This window comes from Fortiea contorta PCC 7126 (assembly GCF_000332295.1).
Taxonomy (GTDB): Bacteria; Cyanobacteriota; Cyanobacteriia; order Cyanobacteriales; family Nostocaceae; genus Fortiea; species Fortiea contorta.
Map to the genome: position 1 here is coordinate 4,220,904 of NZ_KB235930.1, position 24,272 is coordinate 4,245,175.

Genomic DNA, 24,272 nt, shown 5'->3' on the forward strand with positions numbered 1-24,272 from the left:
CTATGCTTCCGTCAGTATTCAAAACTTGCATTCCCAGAGAAGAAATTTTAGCAGGGGAACTCTCTCCCGAATTATTCGCCGCCAAATTGCGACTGGTTGTGGAAGGGAAAGCACCCCAGGTATACCAAGACCCAACAGCATTTTTCGCCAATACTTTTGCTACTGACGGTTTAAAAACATTAATTTCTGAAGTTTTTGGACGGTTGGTTGGTGCTGCTGTCGGTTCTCCGATTATCCGGCTAGAAACCAGCTTTGGTGGTGGTAAAACCCACGACGAAATTGCATTGTGGCACATTGCCAAAAATGGACGAGAGATTTCTGGACTAGACCGTTTTGCTGACCTGAATTTAATTCCAGACCGACCGATTCAAGCAGCTGCGATCGCCTGTCAAGACCTCGACCCTGTTAACGGCGTTTATCATGCCGATACTGGTGTTACCACATACACCCTTTGGGGAGAAATTGCCTATCAAATTGGCGGTGTAGCCGGCTACAGCTTACTTAAAGGTTCTGACGAACAGCGAGTTAGTCCTGGAACAGTGGTTTTAGAACGGATCATGCAAGGAGAACCCACTGTAGTTATCTTGGATGAAATCGCCAGATATTTGCGAGCAGCCAAAGCCACCATAGTTGGTAACAGTGACTTAGCAGAACAAGTTGTGGCGTTTTTATTCTCCTTAATGGACTTAGCCGCAGCTTGTAATAACTTAGTGTTTGTCTATACCTTGGCTTCCTCTAGCGACAGTTTTGGGGAAGAAACCACAGAAATCCGTGAAGCAATTTCTGCTACTGCCCGTCAAGAACGCATCCTCAAACCTAGCACCGATATTGAAATTTATAATATCGTCAAACAACGGGTATTCAGCAATATTCAAGCCGATGCTGCCGCTAATGCTGCCAGAGAATATTTACAAAGTTATAAAGCCAGCCGCATTAACTTACCGGATGGTTGTAAAGATGCACGCTATGCGGAAAGTATCGAGCAGAGTTATCCCTTCCACCCCGAATTATTTAACCTGCTAACTAAAAAAATTGCTTCCATTCCCAACTTCCAACGCACTAGAGGTGCTTTGCGGTTATTTGCTAGAGTTATACGTCATCTGTGGGACGATACTACTACCTGGATACCGCTAATTCATTCTCACCACATCCCCGTAGGTATTGAAGAAGAAATTACCAGCGATTTAACTGCCCGTTTAGAACGTCCCTTGATGCGTATAGCTATTCAAGCAGACATTTATAACCCAACTGGGAGAGAAGCACATGCCCAGTTACAAGATGCAGAATGGAAAGCTGCTGGTAAACCTCCCTTTTCCACCTGGGTAGCACGTACCATTTTTTTACATTCCATCAACCAAGGTACAGCCGCCGGTATTCGTCGGGCTGAATTAAATTTATCTTTGCTCACACCGGGGCTAGAAATTGGTTTTGTTGATACCGCTTTAGAAAGGCTGAGTGAAGTTGCTTGGTACTTAGAAAACGATCCAATAACAACTCTGGCTCGTTTCAAGGAAGAACCATCAATTAATAAAATTATTGCTGAGGAAAAAGCCCAAATTGGAATTAGTGAAGCGAAAGAAGATTTGCGAAATCGCCGTGATACAATTTTTGCTGATAAATTCTTCAAACTAGTTTCTGCACCCGAATCACCCGCAGATGTTGATGATGCGCCGGATAGCATTGCGTTGTGTTTAATTGACTTTAACGAAGCGACTATTTCTGCAACTACCGAAGGGCCACCGCAAATTGTAGAGAGAATTTTTAATGACACAGGAGAGTCAGGTAAATTTCGTACATTTAGAAATCGCTTGTTATTCTTAGTCGCCAATAGACAAGAATTAGAACGAGCAATTGACAATGCGAGGGAGTTTCGGGCGATTCAAAATATTCTTAATTCTCCTAACCGCTTGCAAGATTTATCAGAAAATCAGCAGAAACAACTTAAAGATAAAAAAGGTGCTTTGGATTTAGGTGTAAGAGTATCTTTAACTAATGCTTATCGCCATTTATTTTACCCAGCTAATGATTCGGTAAAAGCGCCCAAGGGGTTGATGCACTATCCTTTATCTGCACAGGATGCTAGTGATGTCAAGGGTAAAAATAATCAACAAGATGTGATTTTAAAAGCACTGAAAGATTGTCAAAAAATTCGTGCTGATGAAGCACCATCTTACGCCCCAGCTTACATTTTGCAGAAGGTATGGCCATCTGGGTTAACCTATTGGACAACCAAAGCACTGAAAGAAGCTTTCGCCAAAGACTTGGGTTTAAATATACTCCTCGATGCTGAACTCTCAAAGCTGCGAGATAGCATCCGCCAGGGTTTGCAGAATGGCAATTGGGATATGAAAGTCGGAGAAAAGCTGTATATTAAAACCGATGACGGTAAAATTACCGTGCCTGACTCCATTGAATTTTCGGAACGGATGGTACTTTACCGCCGGGGAATTCTCGAACCGCCGAAACCGCGAGAAATTGAACTGAATGCCCAAATAATGCCTAGTACCGATACGCTTAAACCTGTGCGGGTGCGGTGGAAAGCAGCAGGCGCATTGACAATACAGCTTTATCAGGATGGAAATTTGACAGGGGGACAGTTTCGTCCTAGTGATGAGTACGAAACAGCGATCGCTAAAACCACAACTTTCAAAATCGTAGCTGATTACGGCAATGGCGAAGTAGAGGAGAGGGAAACCCTAGCGAAGATATTAGTTTATGGCACTGGAACGCCCAGCACACCAAGCGCGGGCGAAGATGGAAACGGTTCTTGGGATGATCTATCTCTATTTAAAGCCAAACCGGAAGAATTTGACTTGGAGGGGACACTTGACAGGGTATTTAATGAACTAGGCGATTTTATCCAGGACAATGGAGTTCAAGGTATTGAGTCCCTGGAAGTTTCCGTTGCACAAGTGATGGACTACCGCAAGTTGATGACGGCTTTCCCGATGTTGATGAAGCTGCCTTTGGAAATTGACCAAACGGTAACTGTTACTATGGGTGAACAGTTTACACGCTTAGAGTATCAAGGGCCATACAAAGGATTTCAGAGTTTTCAGGGGCCTGTCAACACCTTACTCAGTAGCGCGGATGTAAAAGCTGATGTGTCCCTAAAGCTAATATTTAAATTTTCATCTCCAGTACAACCAAACGGCGCAGAAATCAGTAATATCAAACAAGCCCTAAATCGGAACCCGGTTGATAGGCTGAATTTGACGGCGAAAGTAACGTACTGAGATGCAAGAGTTTCAATTGCGAGTAGTTCCCACGGATAACAATAACTTTGCCCTAGAGTTGTATCAATGTGCTTATAAGAAAGCCGGCGAAAAAAAGCGTCCTTCCGCAAAACGGATTGGGCGGCTCAAGGGCAATGCTTTAATTCAGGTAAAACAGGCAATTTATGATTGTTTGAAAGCGAATAATTACGACCCCAAAACGTTAAGTCATAATCGCCAAACTCCCTATATTTTGAATGAAGAATCAGGGATAAATTTGGCGTTGCTGTTTCAAACTTTGCAACCGCTTTCTAAATTGGAGCGCATCGCTAATATTGCTCAAGGGATTAGAGCTATGAGTTATGAAGAATCGCACTACTGGTTTGCCAAAATTAGTAATGGTAAACGTAATCAGGCTTTGAAAGCGATTCGAGTATTGCTTGGTGATTAGCCGCCACTGCTACCCATTTGGCATTCGGCAGGGGAGACGATAGCGATCGCCCCTGGCGCGACGACTCCTGGAACTACTGCTACAATCCAAGCAATAATCGTTAGCACGCGGCTCCACATTGATAATGCTGCGTTCCCGTGCAAACCTTAATTGGTGGCACAATTGGACTTCTGGTTGATATAGCCCTGTGAACATCATCATAAAATCGTTCACGGCTTGCTCGGCAGACTTAACATTGAGTGCAATAACGCTCGGTTGAGCGATATCTTCATCATCAACATAACGCTGAGTTCGACGCTCTTGTTCACTTAATGCTTCTTGTTGTAACCTAGCAGCCGGAATCAATTCATGGCAGTGCAGGCAACCACCGTAAGCGTAAGGAAGTACGGGTCGAGTAGCAGTGAAAATATCGCTAACCTGCTTTGTTTGCTTATTGACAGAAACCTTAGCACCAATCTGAATCCCTGGAATCAGGTACTGATGCACCAGCGCATTAAAAACTAGACGGCTTTGCATCGAGTCTGCTGCCAAGAACAAGAAATCGGCATCTACTAGTAAATGAGCGATCGCTTCATCGACAATATTTCCCACGACTGCATCATAGCGGATGGAGGGATTAGCTTGTTTGGCAACCCGACGTGCAACATTGACTTTATAAGGAGCCAATCGCTTACCTAATTTTTGCAACCAAGGGATGGGCTGTTTAACTAACCAAGTCATTGCATCCCAAGGAGTTGTGCCAACAATCCGAGGTCGATTGGTTAATTCAATACGGTCAAAGTCGATGGCGACAATATGCCCAACTCCCAAGCGGGACAACCATTCATTGATCAACGAACCTCCCCCGCCAAGTCCGATGATTCCTACCTTTAAATTGGCGAAAATTTGTTGTCCCACATCACCAAATAATCGTGCGTGGCGATCGTACATTGGGTCTGAAGGTCTTGGTCGAGGTCGGGGAGAAGGATAGAGATTGCGGATGTGTGGGCCGATAATTGTCATGTGGTCGAGTTGAAAGCGACCAGAGGGAGTCCAGATATCTCCAGCTACGGCATTTTTGGCAAACACTAATGCCCCCACTGGGCCGCCACGAGTAATATCAAGCAATGCTGGATACCCTCGTTCATGAGATGCCATATCATCAGCTGAGAAACAAACTTGGTCTGTACCGCCATGACAGTGTACGGCGAAGTAGCAGAGGTTCTGTTCTGCACAGTAACCTGATATTTCAGCTACAAACTTTGCAGTTAAAGCACGGTAGCCGCGAGTTCCAGGTACATAATCAATCCCGTCTTGCGCTAGAAAAACTTCACGCGCCAGCAGGCGGATACCACGAGGAGTTTCTACAATACCTGCTGCAATTACCGCGCCATGTTCATCACCATCACCAGGGAAAAGATGCTGATGAAGCTTTTGGTAAAGTGGCTGATCGATTCTGAACTCAATAGGTTTGTTCATTGGCTTCTCAACCATGTAAGAACCTTAGTTAACTTAGTTGCAGCTGTGTCGATGGCAGCATTCCATCGGTTGGAACGCCGCGACACTTGGATTACCTGCTGATTTCGCCAAGTATTAGCAGAGAATCCAGCACCTTGGACTAAACCATTAACTCGACGCAACCCTGCATCTATATAGTGCGGGTAGACATCTGCATAGGGATACTGAAAGGAAATTGCAAAACCTACCCAGCTAGTAGAAGGTACGTACTGTTCGCCAATCATTAAATTATGGACAATGACGTTTGCGCCACCCTGCGCCTCAGCTTCCACTTCGACACAATGCCCAGGAAAGGCGATCTGAATTTCTGCGATCGCCTGCTCAATTTCAGGTGTCATTGGTATCTCCTATGAGTTGTCATCAGGTGCGGTGGCGCGGAACTTTTGCCCCTCGTGCAGGGTAACGGTTTCGCAGTCGCCAACTTGCTTGAGAGGAGAATTACCTTTAACCTCAAACAGCACGAAATCTTCCTGAATCGCTACACCCTGCTTAATCGCAGCCTGTTTAATCTCTAAGCCTGTAGCCTTATGCTCTGAGAAGGTTACAGGGCGTTCGTTGACAGTAACAGTGATTGTTTTGGGTTTTTTCGCCAATAATTCTGCGTCTTGCTGAGATTCAATCTGCATATTAGACTCCTTGTAAATTTAATTTTGTAGTTTTGGAATGAGAGGATTGGGGAGTAGCAGATTTTGCACTCCCCAAGAATAAATAAGTGGTTCGGAAAGTAGACTATTTAGAGCCTTTATGCTTGGTAGGGTCAACTAGTTTGTAAAGCTGACCTGCTTGTGGAGTTGGAGGTAGAGGTTCACCTTTGGTTACGGTTCGTTCTTCTCCCGTCCTACCGCCACGCGGGCCAGTAATCTCGTATTGACCTGACCGTTGTGCGATTTCGCCTGGTTTTTTCAGTTCGTCAGACATAAGCCCTCCTTTTTGTTTGAAAATCGAACATTGACTTGATACAAGTTAGCACAATGTTCATAAAACTAACAACAAAAAGTGTAATTTTGTTGCCAAATCGGGCTAAGATTAGGTTGGGTGTTCGATTATCAAACAAAACTTAGGTTCCAAGGAGAATGAATTACGCAGAACTAGGCCGCCGAATTCGCCTTGCTAGGGAAGAGGCTTCACTGTCTCAAGATACTGTGGCACAGCATCTTGAACTGCCGCGTTCTGCTGTGTCTTTGATTGAAAGTGGCAAACGCAAGGTAGACAGTTTGGAACTCGAACGGTTTTCCCGTTTAGTTGGCAAGAGTATTCTGTTTTTCTTTGATGAAGAGTACAGAGTAGTAGAGGCAAGTAATTTTGAGGAGGATGACCCAACTCAAATCCTTTTCAGCGCCAACCAAGTTGTTGACATATCGCCAGATAAAGAGCAAATTGAGCGCTTTCGTCAGTTTCACCGCAACTTTGGGGATTTAGCTCGAAAGTTGAACCGTTTTTCTGAACCTTACTCAAGCGAACCTTTATACAACGTATTTAAGCCTACTCCAGCAGCAGCCAAGTGGATGGCAGCACAAGAACGTGCCCGACTAGGGATTCCAATTTCTAGCCCTATTAGAGATATGTGGGGAATTTTAGAAAGTGAAGGTGTCAGGGTTATGGCATGGAATCTTGTGACCCCTAAATTAGGAGGATGTTTCATTTTTTCTCATTTTCTTGGTTCCTTCGTTTTAGTAAAAAGAAATCTGGGGGATTATTCAACCAATAAGTTGAATTTCGTGTTGGCACATGAATATTGCCATCATTTGATTCATCGCCAGCAAAAAGGTATTACCTGCGATCCGAATGGACACTACCGTAAACCAGAAGAATACTTTGCTCAATGGTTTGCTGCTAATTTTCTAATGCCAGAAGAAGCAATAGTTCCACGATTAACTACTTATCTAGAGAATTATAACGGAGAGATTACTGCTGAAATTGTGATGCATTTGGCATTAGATTTTGGAGTTAGCTATCAAGCAATGCTGTATCGTATGGCTGATAAAAAGGTTGAATTAATTGAAAAAAGCGTCTATCAACAATTATCCCAAGAAAAACCAAAACAACTACTAGCTAAAATTGGTCGTTCTGTCCCTCGCTTAGAAAAAGTCAATCAATTTCCTGATGAGTACACAGAAATGGCATTTGAGGCATATCGTTTAGGTCAAATTAGCTTAGGCAAGTTAGCTGAATTGTTAGAATGTTCTATAGAGGAAGCAAAATCTCAATTAAAAGCTAGAGATATTCCCCTCGATATGGGAGTTGATTCGGATTCAGAATTATTAAGCGACATAGAGAACGCTTAGAAATTTGGTGTGAGTTTGAATGGAAACAATTAAGTGAAAAAGGAAAATATTGACCCAGATTTATCGCCAATAATTTTTGATAGCACTGTTCTGAGTAATTTTTCTCCGGCACAGATATTACATGTTCTCAGAAGGCTCTATGCGGGTAGAGCCTTTATTGGTAGGGCGGTTCGACGAGAGATTCAAGTTGGAAGTGCAAGTACCTGTAATTCTACTTATTTGCGTACCCGTGCCAAGTTAAGAGCAGTTAATCAAGCTTTCCAAGAAGGCTGGATGCGGTCGCCTGATGACGAAGTTAACCCAAAAGATGAAGTGATAGAGTTACGCCTGTCGATGGAATATAGAAAGCGTTTTAGCCCAGGAGAGTCAGAAGCGATGGCGATAGCCCGCAACCGTAACTGGATTTTTGCTTCGGATGATGGTACAGCTAAACGGTTTGCAAGAGAACGAGGTATTCGAGTCACTGGAACTTTAGGTATTTTAACCAAAGCGGTTAAAAGCAATATTCTCTGTTCGTCTGTCGCTAATAACATTTACGCTCAGTTATTTGAAGAAGGTTATAACTTTCAGTTGCCATATCAAAATGACATTTCTAGTCATCTCAATCCATAATACTTAAAGGAAGCTGTAGTATTACAAACAATCCATGCCCAACCCCACCCCTAACCGCCCCGCTGTATTCATCGAAAAAATGATGCCCGTACAACTGCTGAATGAGCAAGTTAATTTTGAACACGGGGGAAATCCATTTAAAGGTTTACATCGCTGGTATTCGCGTAAGCCATTGTCATTTAGTCGCGCCAGTGTGTTGGCTTCTTTATTACCAGCAGATATCACAATGCAAGAGTTTGAATATTTGCTGGGGTTAGTACCAGGGAAGGAGGTAAAACTATATAAAACGCCGCCAAATTCTGTGCAGATTAAGAAGGTGCAGGATTATTGTGAGAAGGTTTGGGGAACTCGCACACCAACTGTATTAGATGCGTTTGCAGGTGGTGGGAGTATCCCGTTTGAAGCGGCGAGATATGGGTTAAATGTGCTGGCTTCTGATTTAAACCCTGTGGCGGTAGTGACGATGAAGGCGGCGATGGAATATCCGCTAAAGTTTGGCCCAGATTTGCAGCAGGATATTGATAAATGGGTGAAGTGGGTAGGGGATGAAGCTGAGAAAAGATTAGCTGAGTTTTTCCCTTCTTTACCTGGAGAAACTGTGCAGAATTATTTATGGGCGCATACGGTTGTTTGTCCGAGTTGCGAGTCTGTTGTTCCGTTGAGTCCAAATTGGTGGTTAAGTCGTACTAGCAATTATGCAGGCAAAGGACAAGCTAGGAAAATTACAAGTGATTGGTATGCTGTAAAGCCAATTCCTAATCCTGAAAATAAGCGAGTTGATTTTGAATTGGTTAAGGGTAGGAAGGGAAAGGGGACAACTATTGAAACAGATCATGGAGAGTATGATCCGGATACTACAACAACTATTAGCAGAGGTGTAGGCAGATGTCCTAATTGTAATAGTGTAATTCAAGATGAAACGATAAAAGCTCAATCTCAATCATCTAGGTTAGGACATCAATTTTATGCAGTTGCTTATAGAAAAGGAAGTGGTTTACTAGAATTTAGAACGCCTACGGCAATAGATTATGAAGGTGTTCAAAAAGCAGAGTTATTTTTGCTTAATAAGAGAAATGATTGGGAATTAGCCGGGTTTATGCCAACTCAGGAAATTCCTGAAAATACCCACAGAGGGCCGGATATGTACCTCTATGGTATTCGTAAATGGTATGAAATGTTTCATACTCGTCAGCTTTTAACTGTTGTGACTTATGTAGAAATTATCAATGAGGCTAAGGCATTAATTAAGTCTGAATATGTGTCTGACAAAGCAGAAGCTATTGTAACTTATTTATCTTTAGTATTAAACAGATGCGTTGATAAAAATTCTAGATTAACTCATTGGGATGGTAGTGCATTAAAAGTTCAACCTGCAAGCGCTCAACATTCTTTAAATGTATTTTGGAATTATCCAGAATCAAGTGGCTCTTGCAGGTTATGGAAATCTTGTTCTGATTGTGCAGATGATTACTTTAAACTTTGTTCTATTTTTGGGACTAAATTAGGTTCAATAGGTATCCCAGTATTTAAAGAAACCGAGACAAAATCCATCAGAATAGACTTAGCATCAGTCGATAACTTAACTTACATTTCTGATAACTCTGTAGATGTCATAGTTACAGACCCACCCTACTATGATTCTATTCGTTATGGTGAAATTTCAGACTTTTTTTATGTATGGCTTCGATCAAATCTATTAAGTATCTTTCCTGAATTATTCTTTAACGAACTAACTGACAAAGACAGAGAAGCGATCGCAAATCCTGGACGGTTCCGTAACATGGGAGTATCTCCAGAAGAACTCGCCAACCAAGACTATGAAGCAAAAATGGCGATGGCGTTCGCCGAATACCATCGAGTCCTCCGCGACGACGGCCTGATGACAGTACAATTCAACCACAAAGACTCCGGCGCGTGGGATGTCTTAGCAAAATCCCTCATCGATGCTGGTTTCGAGATTACCGCATCTTGGGCTGTCAGCACCGAAAACCCGCAAAACTTGCACCAAGCGCAGAAAAACGCAGTTTCCAGCACCGTGCTTTTAGTATGCCGCAAACGCGACCCTAACGCCCAACAAGCTTGGTGGGATGACGTGCGTATCGACGTGCGAAATATCGTCTTTGAAAAAGCACCGGATATTGAAAAATCACTCACAGCAGATTCCCGCCCCGCAGCTGATAGAGTCGCAGATCCTCACCGCCGCGTTAAACCTCCCGGTATTGACTTGTGCTTAACTGCTTACGGTTGTGCTTTAAGCGTATTTACCCGCTACAGTTCCATCCTCGACAGTGCAGGTAATCCCGTTGAACCCAAAGCTGCATTTGAAGAAGTACGCCAAGCAATTGTTGAGTACCGTTTACAAAATTTATTAGAAGGTAAAGACTTCAACGGTATCGACCCCTTAACCCAATGGTACCTGCTAGCATGGGATACCTTTGAAGCGCGAGAATTCCCCTTTGATGAAGCTAGACAACTGGCTTTAGCAGTCGGCGGTTTTGATGTTTCTGATTTGGTAAAAAAACATAAACTACTCGATTCTGGAAGCGGTTCTTGTAAATTACTCACCCCAGAACAACGCCTGAAAAAACGCGCCTTCTCCGTCATCGATACTGAATTTTCTGCCAGATATTTAGTAGATGGACTCCACGCAATTATCACCCTTTACCAAGAAGAAGGAAATACAGAACCAGTACGCAGATTTTTGAAAAACACAGGCTTAGTCAGCAACGATTTATTCATGCGGACATTTGAAGTCACATTGAAAGTCATTCCCCGCATTACTGATGAAAAGAAACGCATCCCCGAAGAAAAAGCCTTATTAGATTTGTGGTTAGCTATGGATGAAATTAAAGCCAAAGTCTCCTACGTGCAGACTGAGTTACCCTTAAATCAAGGGGGACAAATTAGCTTGAATTTGGAATTTGATTAAAAGTGACCCCTTCCCTAAATCCTCCCCACAAGCCAAGAGGGGTATTATTCCCTTCTTACTTGTTAGAAAGAGGATTGGAAATTAGATACAACTAACATATTTCACTCAACCAAAAATCTCTATAAACTACTAAGTAATTCAAGAAAGATGATTTATTTTCAAAAAACAAATTATCAAATAGCTTTTTTAATTGCTAAAGAATGTCTGAGCGTAATATCTCAATGGCGTAAAGGATTTGAATATTCACCCAGTCAACAGGAATTACTTATGGGAGGAGCTGATGGTAGTCCTAGTCTTCCTACTATCCTGAGAATAGTTGATAACCAGAAAGTATACCTGACAATGCGATTTAATTTTAATTATACCTTTGAGGGTGTTTTTGAAGGACGCGAATCGACTGAGTTAGTCTATATGAAAGCTGGAAGCTATCCAAATGATGTGCGAGAACCAAAAGATATTGTCCTCAAAATTGAAGGAGAACCTTATGAATCTCTTATCGCTTGGTACAAATGGTCAGATGCAGAAGTATTTTCAGGCACATATACATATGAGTTTTTTGAAAATCCGACTTTTGATATGAGATATATTAAAGTTACATCTAGCAACGGTGAAGGAATTTGTTTAGATGACTCATTAAGTTTTTGGAGTAATTGGTAAGTTAGAGATGCCAAATTTATCAAATACAGCCAACACAACCTACTTAGCTTTTTGAAACGTCAAAATTTAATATAATTTGCGATTATCAACGGAAACCTAATATGAAGATTAAAGGAATAAAATGCGGTCAAACTATCGAATTACTAGAACAAATCAACAATATTCCTGACGGTATAGAAATTATAGTTGAGTTAGAAATTACTCCCACTGAAATTACAGAACCACAACAACCCTTAACAGAAGCGGAAAGACTAGCGAAACTCAATCAATTATTTGGGGCTTGGAAGAACCTACCTGAATTAACAGAAATATTTAAATCAATAGAAGAACATAATTATTGATTATTAATAATTTTGGTGAAACGCCAACAACAAAAACTACTAAATTTGGTAAATTCTGTTGTTTTAGCTAAAATTAGATAAGAGTTAAATCAGAAATGTTGTACTTAATAGTAGAGCTATTACGGAAATTAAAAGCTTATGACAGCAAGCAATCTTAGACAGCAAATTTTAGAACATCTTGAAACATTACCTGGAGAACAGGTAAAAACTCTCCTGTTAACATGGCTGACTACTTCATCTGGAGACTTAGCAGATTTTGAGCAGTTACTTGTAAATCAAGCTACTCAAACGACACAAGAATCATTTGAGGTAGGTGAAATAGACACAGCATTAAATTTTCAACCTCTTACTGAAGCCCAGATGGTTCAGCAGAGTCTATCTGCTCTCGAAGCTTACCGTCGCACAGGTTCAGGAGTGGCGCATAGCCGTGTGCGCGAATGGGCAGACAGTTTGGGAACTGAGGAATAACGCCCATGTCCGAGATAGTTTGGACAGAAAGTGCAGTTGATGACTTAAATCGTCATTATGATTTTATCAAACTTAATAATCCTGATGCAGCTTCCCGTGCAGTACAAGCAATTGTCTCTTCAGGGGAGAGTTTACGGCAGAACCCCCGTCGAGGTGCAATTGTAGATGAAATAGCAGGACTACGAAAACTTTTAGTTTCTTTTGGTAAATACGGTTTTATAATTCACTACGTTATTCTTGAGGATGATGTTGTTATTTTACGTGTCTATCACGGGCGAGAAAATCGACCTCGTTAGTATTAATTTTCCAAGGATATAAACAACCGCATAATATGCCAAAAATTTTACGCGAATATCCTTGGAAAATTAGTTACTCCAGCAATACCCACAACACAATTGCTGATTTTTACATTCCTGCTTTAGAGTGTGCTATCCAGTATGACCGGAAAGCAGGTTTTTTTAGCAGCGCCATCTTGAGTAAAGTTGCTCGTGGTTTGGGTGCAATGTTACACAACGAGGGGCGAATGCGGTTAATTATGGGCTGTCAGTTTAGCCCACAGGATTTACAAGCAATTCAACAGGGATATGAACTCAGAGACGCATTGCTATATCGGCTAGATGCAGATTTAAAACCACCAGAAAACTTTGCCCAACTTAAACATTTTGAAATTCTTAGCTGGTTAATTCAAAATCAATATCTCGATATTAAAATTGCTATTCCTCTAAAAGAAAATGGGCTACCAGAAGACAGTACACAACAATTAGATCCACAGCATATATTTCACGAAAAAGTGGGCATCTTTACTGATAGTAAAGGCGATAAATTAGCATTTAATGGTTCCAATAACGAATCTATAGCGGGTTGGGAGAGAAATGTAGAATCATTTCATGTTTATTGTTCTTGGGAGGGAGGAAGGGAACTAGATAGAGTAGAAGAAGAAGTAGCTAGATTTGAGCAACTTTGGTATGATGTATCGCCTAATGTGAGAGTTTTTGATGTTCCAGAAGCGGTACAGAAAAAGCTGTTACGTTACGCCCCTGCTACGAAGCCTAACTGGAATGCCCAAATAGAATTTGATACTCAACCTCTGACAAAAGAATTAAAGCCTGTCCATTTTGAAACCTGGAGTAGTGCGGGCATCCTGCCCGCTACTACCAGTAGGGATACCAGTAGGGAGCAAGATGCTCCCACTACGAAAACTGAAATAAACAGTGAACAGTCATCAGTCATCAGTGAACAAGAACGATTAGCATTTACTCAACTTGCCAATATTCATGAACATCCTGGCTGTTTAGATTTTTGTCTAAAATCAATTCCCATTCACCCCTGGCCACACCAAATTAAAATCCTGCGCCGCGTTGCTCAAAATTTTCCCCAAAGTTTTCTCATTGCTGACGAAGTTGGTTTAGGTAAGACAATTGAGACTGGTTTAATTCTGCGCTATCTGTTGGTATCCCAAAAAGTGAGGCGGGTACTGGTTTTAGCACCTGCTAGCGTTCAACCCCAATGGCAAGAAGAACTGCGAGAAAAATTCAATCTGCATTTTTGGAGTTACACTTCTACAGAATTTAAAGACCCTTACAAACGCACTATCCCCGCAGCCACTAACCCTTGGAATACCCAAGATTTAATCCTGGCTTCTTCTCATTTGGTGCGGAGAACTGAGAGAATGCGCCAGCTACTAGAAGCACAACCTTGGGATTTAGTGGTATTGGACGAAGCGCACCACGCAAGGCGTAAAAGTCCTCAAGACCGCAAAGAAACGCCCAATCGTCTGTTAGAGTTAATGGCACAGCTAAAGGAGAAGACCAAATCTCTTGTTCTCCTCTCAGCAACTCCCATGCAAATTGATGCCATAGAAGTTTTCGATTTGTTAAACCTGTTGGGATTGCAGGGACATTGGAGTTATGGCGATAACTTCTGCGATTATTTCGCCTCCCTACAAGGTGCTGTCAAGCAGGAAATAATCAATTTTTGGCAAGTAATGTCCAATGATTATTTTCAGCGTGGCGGACAACCTTGCTCTAGATTAGAGCAGTTTTTGACAAAGAGCGATCGCATTCTTGCTTACAAAATGCAGGATACTTGGCAACGGGGAAAGAAAATCTCCAATCACAAACAATTATTGGCTGATGAAGATTTTATTGAAACATCTCGCCAATACTTGACAGTGAACACGCCATTGAAAGACTTGATGTTCCGCCACACCCGTGACACTTTACGACAATACTACCGTCGGGGACTGCTAGAGCGAGATATTCCCACCAGAATTGTGCAGGACAACGCCATTACTTTGGAACCACAACGAGAAGTACCGCTTTATGTAGCTGTCAGTGACTATGTGCGTCATTTTTATCGACTAGCTCAAAAAGATAAGCGTTCCTGTTTGGGTTTTTTGATGACGCTTTACCGCAAACGTTTGACCAGTTCATTTTATGCAATTAAATCATCTCTGCAACGCCGTTTGGATTACCTGTTAACTCAACAAGGAAGCGTTTTAAGTGATGACGATTTGGTGGATGTGGATAATGAAGATGATGCCATAATTGCGGGGCTGGAATCTTTCTTTGAACCAGTAGACCCCCAGGAAATTCAATATCTTGAAGATTTACTACGCCAATTTGAAAACACGGGGGAAGATACTAAGCTTTCTCGCTTTATTCAAATTTTGCGCCAGGAATTAACCGAACGGGAAAGTGCGATCGTTTTCACTCAGTACACTGACACGATGGACTATCTACGGGATACATTGAAGGAGTTGTACGGTAGCCAAGTAGCTTGTTATTCAGGTCGTGGTGGGGAACTGTACCAGAATGGGGAGTGGTGTCTAGTTCCCAAGGAAGAAATTAAACGCCGATTCCGCCAAGATGAAATCAAAATTCTCCTTTGTACTGAATCTGCTTCCGAGGGTTTAAACTTACAAAATTGCGGGGTGTTGATTAACTATGATATGCCTTGGAATCCCATGCGGGTAGAACAGCGCATTGGCAGAATTGACCGGATTGGACAAAGGTATTCTACTGTGCGAATCCACAATTTTTATTATGATGGCACAGTAGAAGCGAAAGTTTATAAAAAATTGCGCGATCGCATTAATGCTTTTGCCACAGTTGTTGGCAATCTCCAGCCAATTCTGGCACAAGTTCCTACGTTTATTGAACAAGCAGCTATGAGCGCAGATCCAGAAGAAGAAGATGTTTTAATGTCTGAATTCGATTCTGTGTTAGATGGCCCACCACCTCGTCTAGCAATTGAGGAAATGGTAGCAATGGATTTGGACGCTGATCTAGCGGAAATTCAAAAACCCATTTCTGCTGCTCCCTTTACTCCAGAAACTATTGAGCAATTATTCACATCCTCCGCACTTTTAAAAGCTAATGGCGTGCAATTTGAGAGCAGAAGTGAGGGTATTTGGCAACTGACTTATCAAGGACAGAATTACACGGTTACTTTTTACTCTAATGTTTTCGATGAAATGCCTTCCCTACGATTAATGAATTTTGGCGACCCCTTATTTGAACAATTACTGCAAGCAGTTGATTGATAAATTTTATGTTTTTTTCGTGATGATAACATTCGTCCCAGGTTTAATCCCAAACTTAACAGCAGAGCCAGCAGACAGTTCCAGAACGCGGTTGACTGGTTCAGTCGAATGGTAAAGAGGACAAGGTTCTTTAGAACATGGTGGCGCGCTTTTTACAACTGTCTTGACTACTCCATTTTGCACAAAGATGATATCGAGGGGTATTTGTACATCTTTCATCCAAAACTGTACTTTCTGCGTTTTGCCAATTTCAAACAGCATTCCCCGATTTTCAGATAGCTCTTTTCTATACTTCAATCCCAATGCCAGATGCTTTGATGTCTGCGCCACTTCCAATTGAATCTGTTTGCTTCCAACTAAAGCGATCGCTGTAATCGGTGGCTGTTGAGGAGAACGTGCCGCTAGAGCAAGTATACTTAAAATCATCGACCCTATAGCTAAACTAATACCAGCAATCGGACCAATTATATTCAGGCACTTTAGTAGAAATTGAAAGGAATTATCGAAGTTTTTTGCTGGAAATTTTCTCACAGAGTAGCTCATTTATCCACCAAATATATCTACATTGCTAATTGCATATTGAGAAGAGTCTGCGGGAGAAGACGGTAATCCTTGAATATCAGCCTTGTTCCTCATACTTTCCACCCTGTCTGCCTCCCTAATCGCTAATGGATTGATTTGCCGACGTTCTTCTAAAAGAGTGGCAACTGAAATTTCCAGCGGTGGTAACTCACTAGTAAATAGGGGAATATCTTCTGGAAACATTTGGCAGAAAGTGCTGGCTGCCGCCCTCTCGACAATGGTTTGGATTTCCGCACCTACACAACGATTAGTTTCTTTAAGAAGTCGTCGCCATTCTTCTTGACTGTAGGGGTCATCGCCACCACCAAATCTGTTATCAAACCGAGCGCTATGTAGTTTGAAAATGGTGTGTCTTTCTCCATAATTGGGCAGGTCTACTTTATAGATATAATCAAATCTTCCTGCCCTAGTAAGTTCTGGAGGCAACCATTCCATACGGTTAACACTAGCAATCACAATGACATCACTAGTGCGTTCCTGCATCCAGGTGAGTAACTGTCCTGCTAACCTTCTGGCTACATCGTCATCTCCAGAAAATCCTTTATCAAAATCGTCAAAATAAATTACAACTTCATTGAGACTGTCTGCTAATTTCAGCAGTTTTTTCAGTCTTCTTTCTGCTTCGTTGCCATAGCTTCTAAAGTTACCCCAATCTACTAAGATAAGGGGAACACCCAGGATTTGTGAACATACTTTAGCAGAATGTGATTTGCCTGTACCTGGAGGACCCACCAACATTATGCCTTTAGGAACTTTCAGCTTATATGCTTTGGCAAGGGGGCTAAAAAGTCTTTTGAATTTTTTAAATGCCTCTTGCATCAACTCCAATCCTCCCAAAGCAACTTTAGGAGGTGGAATAAACTCAATTTCATAAAGTTTGTTGAGCAGATTTATTTTATATTGCAATAGATTTTTAGCTATTTCTTCTGAACTATCATCATGATGGAAGCTAATTGATTTTAGCCCTTTGAGAAAATCTGAGATGTATAGTCCAATGCCACTACGGGCAATAGTAATTTTGTCTTTTTCATTAAATGTTGGTGGCAATAATCCTTCTGCCTCCTCATTGATAGCTATGAGAATTTCTGAAGTATCAGGGAGGTCTTGAGTGAGTAGGGGGATTTGGCAGAGCATTTCTGGGTGTATATCTGCCTGTGAACCCAAGAGAATAGCGCACTTAATTCCAGAGTCAGCACATTTGGTAAGGGAGAGATTGAGCAAATTGGATTTTACCCACTCAGACAACAGAAAAAACTGAGTTTCTTGAGGGACATTGGCACTAATCCAAGGGTATAGGTTTTCTATTATGAGTACTCCTTCTCCCTGATAATTTTCCCAAAACTTCAAAATTCTGAAGTAGTCTTTTGAGTCTTTTACTAGTGGTGGGATGTATTCATCAAAATCTCTGATATTTATCTGTTCACTATCAGAGTCATCAATTTGTTTAATGGTTTCCTGACCCAAATTCCAAAGCAAACATGGAGTTTTGATAGAGGCACAACATTGGGAAATATATCGCAAAATCCTATATCTTTCTTGAAAGGGGGATTCACAACAAATAACAGTTTCTCCCTGCTCAATTAGTTTAATAAGCTGATTAAAGATATCTGATAGCATTTTTTATCTATGATTTTTCACAAAATTTTAATTGGATTTTTGATTGAATATCTACTATCAAACTGTGCAAAAATATATATCCTTTGATAGATGAGTTTTCGTGAAAAAAATAGACTAGTTTATAGTTTTGGTTTGAGAATGGGTGTTTTTAGGATGGAGATGTTGTTCTTCAACCGCAGCATGGCTAAGTCAACTCCCATCTATCCCATCCTCTTCATCCCTGATTTCTCTACCCCCAAGGACTTCTCTCCTAACATCAAACCAAATGGAAGCGGTACTGCTCCTGTGGGTGCATCTGAAGAGCAGTTTGGAGAAGTGCTAGTGCATTATTTTGGTGTAATAGTGCGATCGCAGCAGGAGATGCTGCCAAATGGTCACGAGCGTCCTTACACCGCTGATTTTTTAATTGTAGAACCGAATACTGGATTACACATAGATATAGAGGTGGACGAGAGCCATTCATTCGCCACAGGTGAGCCTACGCACTGTATAGGTGATGATGATTATCGCAACAAATGTTTTGTAGAAGCTGGGTGGGTGGTGATTCGATTTGCGGAGGAGCAAGTAGTAAATCAGCCTGGGAGGTGCTGTCGGTTTATTGCCAATGTGTTGGCTAAAGTTACCAACAATACTGACATTAACAAGCAGTTTGCGGATGTTCTTCCTGTAACTCCCATGAAGCAGTGGTCAAGACGACACGCTACCTCTTTAAAGAAAAATAAGTATCGTCAAAGGTATTTGTCTGTGACATGATCATCAAAACTCGATATTTGAATCGCAGTTTTTTGGGTTCTCCTAGTGTTGTTGAACGCCAGGAGATTTACCAGGAGATTTACAGCCATTTGCAGTTGAATAGACCACAGTAGGGGCGTACAGATGTGCGCCCCTACAATAATTTAATTTTCAAAGGGTGTATTCGATTCAATTGAAAACTACTGTATCTACGCACTCAGCTTTTGTTGCAGTGCTGCTACCATCTCATCCTTACGCAAATGCCGCTTTTTACCTGTTTTAATATCCGTCACTGCATCTTTCCATTTAATTCTCATTTGACTACATTCTTTCCGTAACTGCTCTGAAGTCATTTTATGAAAATTCAGTTGTGGTAAGCTTGGCTTTATTGGCTTTAGCAAATTTCTAAATTCAGCTAAATCAATATGCTTATTCTCAGTTGCTGGTCGTAGCAATATTGGTTCAGGGTCAATCTCTTCGTATGTAGTCTTGTTGGGAGATACTGCTGAATGCTCCTCTACAAATGCGGTGCTACTCCTGAAATCTAGTTGCAACTGACGTGATTCTGATACTTGCAATGCTTTCTTTGAAGACATAACCTTAGTGATTTCGCAGTAAGCAATAAGCAAGATAAAGCAGATAGTTACTACATGGAATGCAGCAGTCAAAATTCCTTGTGTGTTCATCTCAAAAACTCCTATTTCTTTATAACTGGCTTGTTTGTAGCGATTGCAAGCATCAAGTATTTATAAGCTTTAGCTTGTTGTTATATCAATATAATAGCTAGCTTCAAATTTGTAATTTAAAGGATAAGTTTGTTGTAGCAGGAACCTAAGATGGTATAGCAGTCCTATTTGATTTTTGAACTTCCGCCTGATGTGAATTAAAAATCGTCATTGTCTTTCTCGACCAAATCAGGGGGAACCACAGGCGGAAGTTCAACGCTGTTGACTCCAAGAAGTGCAAATGCTTTTGGCGTTAATGAAATTTGTGCTTTATTACTATAAGTGTCTACAAGCTGCTCTAAGCGTTCAATAGCATTGCTCTGAAGGATGGAATAGTTAGCTTGATTACTGACAATCAGTGATAGCTCAGTTGCCCATTGCTCATAGTTGGAACTACCAATAATCCCAATAGAAGACTGGATATAGTTAACAAGAATGCTGTTATTAAGACCAAAGTCACTTTCACCCCAGATGCAAGCAGATTGCAGCAAATACTCGTAGTCCGCGAACACTTGAAACCGGGGGTTCCATCTAGCAGCATTGCTCCGGTAGTGGACAAAACCATTGCTGTCGAATATCTCTTGTTGCCATAAAAGCTGCTGTAGGGAGCAGCAATTGCTAGGCGAAACAAACGGCTGACCTTGGCGAACAACACTACCATTACGGATGACATCGCGGCGGCGCTGCTGTCTTGCTATGCTGTATCGGATATTGGGATGTTGTTCAAAGTACTGCCGCATTGAGGCAACAAATTCAGGAGCTATGCTATTGTCATCGTCCAGGTATGAAACAATGTCACCACCAGCTGCATCTAGTCCCAGGTTCCGAGCGTAGCACAAGCCAAAGCCACTGCTCGGTTCAGGGTGTTCCATTTCAATGTAACTGATGGGGAAATCAGCTCTTGCCTTAATGCTGGTGATGATATCTCTGGTATCAGAATTAGCGCCATCATTGATGACGATCCACTCGAAATTGCGGTCAGTTTGACTTTGAATGCTTGGCAGTGCAGTAGATGCTAGCTGTGTGGGTCTATTGTAGGTTGCAGTGATGATTGATAGTTTCAAAGCTCTATATCTCTATCAGTTGATTGCGTTATTGTTGAATGGATCGCGGCTTGAATTTGCTGCCAAATAGCGAGCTTATTTCTTCTTAGAAGAATGTTTGAATCTGACGTGCTTCCCAACTTCTATATCAGCAATTTCACTCACATCCTGACCCTGTTTGTATGCTTCTATAATTCGTTTGGTAAGAGGGCGATACTCCACACGTACCTCAAGAAATTCTTGTGGAAATTCTGGCTCTTCTGGATTGACTTTCAGGACAACTTTAGGAGGATTATCAAAGAAGGTAATTTCCCTCTCTAATCCAGGATTGCGGTCATTCAAAATACCCTGTTGGTAAAGATATACCAAGTAGAATTTGAGAGATTCTAGCTGCTTTTGTTTGCGAGTAATGACTGCGGTGTGCAACTGAGTAATTGCTTCCAAACGACTTCGCCATATCTCAATATCTACTTTAAGTTGATCAGCAACGTAGGCGATCGCATCGATTTTGCGCTCTGTTGCACCCTGCACTTGAAAAAGTTGCTCTAAAAGATGCTCCACAGAACCTTGCTCCTCTCCCACTTCTTCTAGCTGTTCCCAAAGTCGAGCTGCTTCTTGAGAGAGTTTTTGGAGAGTTAGTGAGTTGATATTTTGTTCAATTTTTATTGTCATATTTTTATGTATAAATAACCGTTAACTGCCCAATTGTGGGCAAGTATTTATTCAGTAGGTACTCTCAGGCTAAGTGGTAATAGTAGGAACGCTCGAAGGCTTCTTGAGCAAGTAGTTCCAATTCTGAGTTTCCGGTATAATTCTGCTGTTCAGTATGAGCTATTAGATTATTGTTTGTGTTTTTAATTTGTGGATTTATTGTGGGTGATGTGCTTGGATTGGAGGAGATTTTCTTCATATATTTTGTATTTTATTTATTCTCTCCTCAATAGGCGCGTAGCGCATTTTTTAGGTTCTTCATCTGAAATGTTGGCAGGATACCCCCACCATAACTTCATGTTGGTGGTGGGACGCAGTTGGCTACAAACAACTTTCGCTTGCGAAAGTTCGCAACGCACCCGCTCAGGAATTGACCCAGAAGTAGCCGCAGCAATGTTAAATTGATTTAATCGGGCTATGGCAGAGCTGACAGCGGTGATAAAGTATCTTGAGAAATAGGATGATTTCACGCGTACTAAAAATAATTAGAAGTACAATAACGGTCAGCGATAATTTATTAACGTCAGTTCGGATTAAGGAGGTGTATTCAACCTTGGGCTGGAACGGCTCTTTTTCCGTTGACAGATCCCAAAATCAAGCAACGGCGTAATGAGGGTTTCAGCTTATCCCGAACTCAGGTTTATTACCCCAAGTGCGGCTTCATCTCAAAAATCGACTCCATCAAGTGTCAATTAACTCCGGCTCACCTCAAGTTAAAGTCTTAGAAAAACAATGAATGTTGAACAGAATGTCAAAGAAGTTTCAGGAGTAGAAATCACCAAAACTCTCTTAGTAGATTTGCAAAAACTCTCCTCTTACTCTGGAGAACCAGTAGCAGCGGTCTATGCAGACAACCTACTGCGTACTATGCGCTTCATGCGTGATAAATTACCTTTCGACCCCTATACAGAAGTGGTAATGGCGCTCCATGATGCACTCTTCTTTCAAAACCGATGGATTGACTACAAAGCCAGTCAGTACAAGGGAGTTTATGACTTACTTACATCCCTAGTGAATCAAGAAACAATCAATAATTCGTCAGTTGAGGACTCTATTTTAACTCTCTTAAACTTAGGCTTTGATACCCTACCTTTTGGGGTAAGCATTGACAATAGTCTAGATACAAATTCAGACGAGGAATAACACATAATGGAGGATAAATCTACTCCTCAACATTTTTTAGACACCTCAGTTACACGTTCTCTGCTACTAGGTACGCAAGCTTATAAACAGTATTTAGAGTCTCAATTTACCGACCAACCGCTTTATATCTCAAACTATATTCAGATGGAGATGAAGCGCAGTTATTTGATGAATCTCATTTCCTTCTACTTTGTACTGCGCCTAGAGACTATCAACAATATTGGAGATGCGATCGCTTTGTGGAGCAATCGATTTAAGACTAGCGAACTCAAAGCTATTTTACAGCTTATCCCCCAACTTTTTAGCACGCATCAACTCAACTTTAACAGTTCCGAAGATAAAGAAAAAGCCCTTTCTGTTTTAGCAATTTATATCAAACGTTTTGAACTTCTACTCCTGGAGGGGAGACGAAACAGCCTAAAAAGCTTGGTGTATAAGATGGGTAGCGTTTTGTGATAGAAAAAGGTAGGTCTAGTTTTGTCAATAAGACCTACTTAATGATAATGTTAGCTATATTGTACCAAAAGCACTTAAAAAGTCAATTGAGTTTAGCAGAATATCTGTTGCTAAAAATTTTGATACATCTGTTGCAGTCAATCAAAGAAGTAACTTTAGAAAAATTAGCGAATGCGCTACCTTTGGGAATTAAATTTGAAAGCAGAAGAAAAAGAATACAAAGATTTTTATCATTACCAAATCTCACAATTGAAAAAGTTTGGTTGCCAATTATTCAAGAACTAATAGCAAACTACTTCCAGAATGAAAAAATTATTTATATAGCAATTGATAGGACTAATTGGAGTCGGATAAACTTATTAATGGTCAGCGTGATTTGGGATAAAAGAGCCATACCAATATATTTTAGTTTGCTGCCCAAATTAGGTAGTAGTAATCTCACGGAACAGCAGAAAATATTATCGCCAGTTATAGCAATATTGAAAGATTATAAAATCTGTGTGTTGGGGGATAGAGAATTTTGCTCGGTAAAACTAGCAAAGTACCTTCAGAGCAAGGATGTATATTTTTGTTTGCGATTGAAAAAGAATGAATTTGTAGAAATTAAACAAGATATGTTTATGGAGTTAAGCAGTTTAGGATTAACTCCTGGAGTATCTTTTTTTATCAAGGGAGTTAAGGTAACAAAGACTCAGGGTTTTATCAGTTTTAATGTGGCTGGTAAGTGGCAACGTAAAATTAACGGAGTAGCACCCAAAGAAGCATGGTTTATTTTAACAAATTTTGACACCTAGAGTCAGCAATTGCTGCTTACAAAAAGCGATTTGATATTGAAGAAATGTTTAGAGATTTCAAAACAGGTGGCTATAACTTAGAAAACACTAATGTTCAAGGTGAACGTTTTATTTCTCTAGTTTTGCTGATAGCGATCGCTTACACCTCTGCAACAATTAATGGTCAACTTATTAAACGCAAAGGAATCCAAAAATATATAGCTCGGATTAAAGAAAGGAGTCGTTCTCAACGGAGACACAGTAGTTTTTATATCGGCTTATATGGTCAAACATGGGTACATTTCAAGGATAGCTGTATTGATTTAGTCACACAATTAATGAGAATTAATCGTAATAAGTGGAAGCATTATCAACAAGGTTTAAGAGCCATGAAGCTTATTGAATCTATATTGTAGCTTATTTCGTCTCCCCTTCAGCTTCTACTCAGAAAAAAGTTTAACAACACGAATACTGATTCTACCGCCTGCGCC

Annotated in this window: 23 protein-coding genes and 1 pseudogene; 15 read left to right on the forward strand and 9 right to left on the reverse strand. The window is 41.1% G+C overall.

The window, feature by feature from the left end; all coding sequences use genetic code 11:
• The first annotated feature begins 2 nt into the window (after positions 1-2).
• Positions 3-3,236: an ATP-binding protein gene (locus MIC7126_RS0119575; RefSeq protein ID WP_017654864.1), complete on the forward strand. Its 3,234-nt coding sequence runs from the start codon at positions 3-5 to the stop codon at positions 3,234-3,236.
• Position 3,237: 1 nt separating this feature from the next.
• Positions 3,238-3,666: a DUF7680 family protein gene (locus MIC7126_RS0119580; RefSeq protein WP_017654865.1), complete on the forward strand. Its 429-nt coding sequence runs from the start codon at positions 3,238-3,240 to the stop codon at positions 3,664-3,666.
• Positions 3,667-3,675: 9 nt separating this feature from the next.
• On the opposite strand, the gene MIC7126_RS0119585 is transcribed toward MIC7126_RS0119580, so the two are convergent.
• The 4 genes from MIC7126_RS0119585 to MIC7126_RS0119600 form a co-directional block, all read right to left on the reverse strand.
• The gene (locus MIC7126_RS0119585) at positions 3,676-5,124 is read right to left on the reverse strand and encodes a ThiF family adenylyltransferase (protein WP_017654866.1); all 1,449 of its coding nucleotides are present in this window, start codon (positions 5,122-5,124) and stop codon (positions 3,676-3,678) included.
• Positions 5,121-5,501 (reverse strand): E2/UBC family protein, encoded by a 381-nt coding sequence (locus MIC7126_RS0119590; protein WP_017654867.1) that lies wholly within the window; start codon positions 5,499-5,501, stop codon positions 5,121-5,123. The genes MIC7126_RS0119585 and MIC7126_RS0119590 overlap by 4 nt, the downstream gene beginning before the upstream one ends.
• 9 nt (positions 5,502-5,510) lie before the next feature.
• On the reverse strand, positions 5,511-5,789 hold the full coding sequence (locus MIC7126_RS0119595; RefSeq protein ID WP_017654868.1) for a multiubiquitin domain-containing protein: 279 nt from the start codon (positions 5,787-5,789) through the stop codon (positions 5,511-5,513).
• A 103-nt stretch (positions 5,790-5,892) separates the two neighbouring features.
• On the reverse strand, positions 5,893-6,081 hold the full coding sequence (locus MIC7126_RS0119600; RefSeq protein WP_017654869.1) for a hypothetical protein: 189 nt from the start codon (positions 6,079-6,081) through the stop codon (positions 5,893-5,895).
• A gap of 155 nt (positions 6,082-6,236) precedes the next feature.
• Here MIC7126_RS0119600 and MIC7126_RS0119605 point away from each other — a divergent pair, with 155 nt between their 5' ends.
• The 8 genes from MIC7126_RS0119605 to MIC7126_RS0119640 all read left to right on the forward strand — a co-directional run bounded on the left by MIC7126_RS0119605 (position 6,237) and on the right by MIC7126_RS0119640 (position 15,999).
• Positions 6,237-7,448, forward strand: coding sequence for an ImmA/IrrE family metallo-endopeptidase (locus MIC7126_RS0119605; protein ID WP_017654870.1), 1,212 nt, complete (start codon positions 6,237-6,239; stop codon positions 7,446-7,448).
• 33 nt (positions 7,449-7,481) lie between these two features.
• Positions 7,482-8,060, forward strand: a complete 579-nt coding sequence (locus tag MIC7126_RS0119610) for a PIN domain-containing protein (protein WP_017654871.1) — start codon at positions 7,482-7,484, stop codon at positions 8,058-8,060.
• A 34-nt stretch (positions 8,061-8,094) separates the two neighbouring features.
• A complete protein-coding gene (locus MIC7126_RS0119615) occupies positions 8,095-10,989 on the forward strand; it encodes a DUF1156 domain-containing protein (RefSeq protein ID WP_017654872.1) in 2,895 nt (964 codons plus the stop codon).
• 147 nt (positions 10,990-11,136) lie between these two features.
• Positions 11,137-11,646 (forward strand): hypothetical protein, encoded by a 510-nt coding sequence (locus tag MIC7126_RS0119620; RefSeq protein WP_017654873.1) that lies wholly within the window; start codon positions 11,137-11,139, stop codon positions 11,644-11,646.
• Between the two features lie 101 nt (positions 11,647-11,747).
• Complete coding sequence (locus MIC7126_RS0119625) at positions 11,748-11,987, forward strand: hypothetical protein (RefSeq protein WP_017654874.1); 240 nt, start codon at positions 11,748-11,750, stop codon at positions 11,985-11,987.
• Positions 11,988-12,125: 138 nt separating this feature from the next.
• Positions 12,126-12,455 carry a hypothetical protein gene (locus MIC7126_RS0119630; RefSeq protein ID WP_017654875.1) on the forward strand — a complete coding sequence of 110 codons (330 nt, stop codon included), beginning with the start codon at positions 12,126-12,128 and terminating at the stop codon, positions 12,453-12,455.
• Between the two features lie 5 nt (positions 12,456-12,460).
• Positions 12,461-12,751 (forward strand): type II toxin-antitoxin system RelE/ParE family toxin, encoded by a 291-nt coding sequence (locus MIC7126_RS0119635; RefSeq protein WP_017654876.1) that lies wholly within the window; start codon positions 12,461-12,463, stop codon positions 12,749-12,751.
• 35 nt (positions 12,752-12,786) lie between these two features.
• Entirely contained in the window at positions 12,787-15,999 is a 3,213-nt protein-coding gene (locus tag MIC7126_RS0119640; RefSeq protein ID WP_017654877.1) for a helicase-related protein, read from the forward strand.
• A 6-nt stretch (positions 16,000-16,005) separates the two neighbouring features.
• On the opposite strand, the gene MIC7126_RS0119645 is transcribed toward MIC7126_RS0119640, so the two are convergent.
• Positions 16,006-16,425, reverse strand: a complete 420-nt coding sequence (locus tag MIC7126_RS0119645) for a DUF192 domain-containing protein (RefSeq protein WP_238553658.1) — start codon at positions 16,423-16,425, stop codon at positions 16,006-16,008.
• A gap of 117 nt (positions 16,426-16,542) precedes the next feature.
• The gene (locus MIC7126_RS0119650) at positions 16,543-18,198 is read right to left on the reverse strand and encodes an ATP-binding protein (protein WP_017654879.1); all 1,656 of its coding nucleotides are present in this window, start codon (positions 18,196-18,198) and stop codon (positions 16,543-16,545) included.
• A 180-nt stretch (positions 18,199-18,378) separates the two neighbouring features.
• Here MIC7126_RS0119650 and MIC7126_RS0119655 point away from each other — a divergent pair, with 180 nt between their 5' ends.
• A complete protein-coding gene (locus MIC7126_RS0119655) occupies positions 18,379-18,951 on the forward strand; it encodes a PDDEXK family nuclease (RefSeq protein WP_026100390.1) in 573 nt (190 codons plus the stop codon).
• Between the two features lie 188 nt (positions 18,952-19,139).
• Here MIC7126_RS0119655 and MIC7126_RS28675 read toward each other — a convergent pair whose 3' ends face one another.
• The 3 genes from MIC7126_RS28675 to MIC7126_RS0119675 form a co-directional block, all read right to left on the reverse strand.
• A complete protein-coding gene (locus tag MIC7126_RS28675) occupies positions 19,140-19,616 on the reverse strand; it encodes a hypothetical protein (RefSeq protein ID WP_017654882.1) in 477 nt (158 codons plus the stop codon).
• A 197-nt stretch (positions 19,617-19,813) separates the two neighbouring features.
• Complete coding sequence (locus MIC7126_RS0119670; RefSeq protein ID WP_017654883.1) at positions 19,814-20,719, reverse strand: glycosyltransferase family 2 protein; 906 nt, start codon at positions 20,717-20,719, stop codon at positions 19,814-19,816.
• A gap of 75 nt (positions 20,720-20,794) precedes the next feature.
• Positions 20,795-21,370 carry a siphovirus Gp157 family protein gene (locus tag MIC7126_RS0119675; protein ID WP_017654884.1) on the reverse strand — a complete coding sequence of 192 codons (576 nt, stop codon included), beginning with the start codon at positions 21,368-21,370 and terminating at the stop codon, positions 20,795-20,797.
• A gap of 306 nt (positions 21,371-21,676) precedes the next feature.
• Between MIC7126_RS0119675 and MIC7126_RS30630 the strand changes: the two genes are divergently transcribed.
• From MIC7126_RS30630 to MIC7126_RS27940, 4 genes and pseudogenes are all read left to right on the forward strand, one after another.
• A complete protein-coding gene (locus MIC7126_RS30630; protein WP_154655931.1) occupies positions 21,677-21,814 on the forward strand; it encodes a hypothetical protein in 138 nt (45 codons plus the stop codon).
• 327 nt (positions 21,815-22,141) lie between these two features.
• Positions 22,142-22,552: a hypothetical protein gene (locus MIC7126_RS0119685; protein WP_017654886.1), complete on the forward strand. Its 411-nt coding sequence runs from the start codon at positions 22,142-22,144 to the stop codon at positions 22,550-22,552.
• A 6-nt stretch (positions 22,553-22,558) separates the two neighbouring features.
• On the forward strand, positions 22,559-23,008 hold the full coding sequence (locus tag MIC7126_RS27935) for a hypothetical protein (RefSeq protein WP_017654887.1): 450 nt from the start codon (positions 22,559-22,561) through the stop codon (positions 23,006-23,008).
• Positions 23,009-23,055: 47 nt separating this feature from the next.
• Positions 23,056-24,197 (forward strand): annotated as a pseudogene (locus MIC7126_RS27940) (IS4 family transposase).
• Positions 24,198-24,272: the final 75 nt, after the last annotated feature.

Coding starts and splice junctions, on each gene's coding strand:
- MIC7126_RS0119575 (WP_017654864.1), top strand. CDS start 3: ATGCTTCCGTCAGTATTCAAAACTTGCATTCCCAGAGAAGAAATTTTA.
- MIC7126_RS0119580 (WP_017654865.1), top strand. CDS start 3,238: ATGCAAGAGTTTCAATTGCGAGTAGTTCCCACGGATAACAATAACTTT.
- MIC7126_RS0119585 (WP_017654866.1), bottom strand. CDS start 5,124: ATGAACAAACCTATTGAGTTCAGAATCGATCAGCCACTTTACCAAAAG.
- MIC7126_RS0119590 (WP_017654867.1), bottom strand. CDS start 5,501: ATGACACCTGAAATTGAGCAGGCGATCGCAGAAATTCAGATCGCCTTT.
- MIC7126_RS0119595 (WP_017654868.1), bottom strand. CDS start 5,789: ATGCAGATTGAATCTCAGCAAGACGCAGAATTATTGGCGAAAAAACCC.
- MIC7126_RS0119600 (WP_017654869.1), bottom strand. CDS start 6,081: ATGTCTGACGAACTGAAAAAACCAGGCGAAATCGCACAACGGTCAGGT.
- MIC7126_RS0119605 (WP_017654870.1), top strand. CDS start 6,237: ATGAATTACGCAGAACTAGGCCGCCGAATTCGCCTTGCTAGGGAAGAG.
- MIC7126_RS0119615 (WP_017654872.1), top strand. CDS start 8,095: ATGCCCAACCCCACCCCTAACCGCCCCGCTGTATTCATCGAAAAAATG.
- MIC7126_RS0119620 (WP_017654873.1), top strand. CDS start 11,137: ATGATTTATTTTCAAAAAACAAATTATCAAATAGCTTTTTTAATTGCT.
- MIC7126_RS0119625 (WP_017654874.1), top strand. CDS start 11,748: ATGAAGATTAAAGGAATAAAATGCGGTCAAACTATCGAATTACTAGAA.
- MIC7126_RS0119630 (WP_017654875.1), top strand. CDS start 12,126: ATGACAGCAAGCAATCTTAGACAGCAAATTTTAGAACATCTTGAAACA.
- MIC7126_RS0119635 (WP_017654876.1), top strand. CDS start 12,461: ATGTCCGAGATAGTTTGGACAGAAAGTGCAGTTGATGACTTAAATCGT.
- MIC7126_RS0119640 (WP_017654877.1), top strand. CDS start 12,787: ATGCCAAAAATTTTACGCGAATATCCTTGGAAAATTAGTTACTCCAGC.
- MIC7126_RS0119645 (WP_238553658.1), bottom strand. CDS start 16,425: ATGATTTTAAGTATACTTGCTCTAGCGGCACGTTCTCCTCAACAGCCA.
- MIC7126_RS0119650 (WP_017654879.1), bottom strand. CDS start 18,198: ATGCTATCAGATATCTTTAATCAGCTTATTAAACTAATTGAGCAGGGA.
- MIC7126_RS0119655 (WP_026100390.1), top strand. CDS start 18,379: ATGGCTAAGTCAACTCCCATCTATCCCATCCTCTTCATCCCTGATTTC.
- MIC7126_RS28675 (WP_017654882.1), bottom strand. CDS start 19,616: ATGAACACACAAGGAATTTTGACTGCTGCATTCCATGTAGTAACTATC.
- MIC7126_RS0119675 (WP_017654884.1), bottom strand. CDS start 21,370: ATGACAATAAAAATTGAACAAAATATCAACTCACTAACTCTCCAAAAA.
- MIC7126_RS30630 (WP_154655931.1), top strand. CDS start 21,677: ATGTTGGCAGGATACCCCCACCATAACTTCATGTTGGTGGTGGGACGC.
- MIC7126_RS0119685 (WP_017654886.1), top strand. CDS start 22,142: ATGAATGTTGAACAGAATGTCAAAGAAGTTTCAGGAGTAGAAATCACC.
- MIC7126_RS27935 (WP_017654887.1), top strand. CDS start 22,559: ATGGAGGATAAATCTACTCCTCAACATTTTTTAGACACCTCAGTTACA.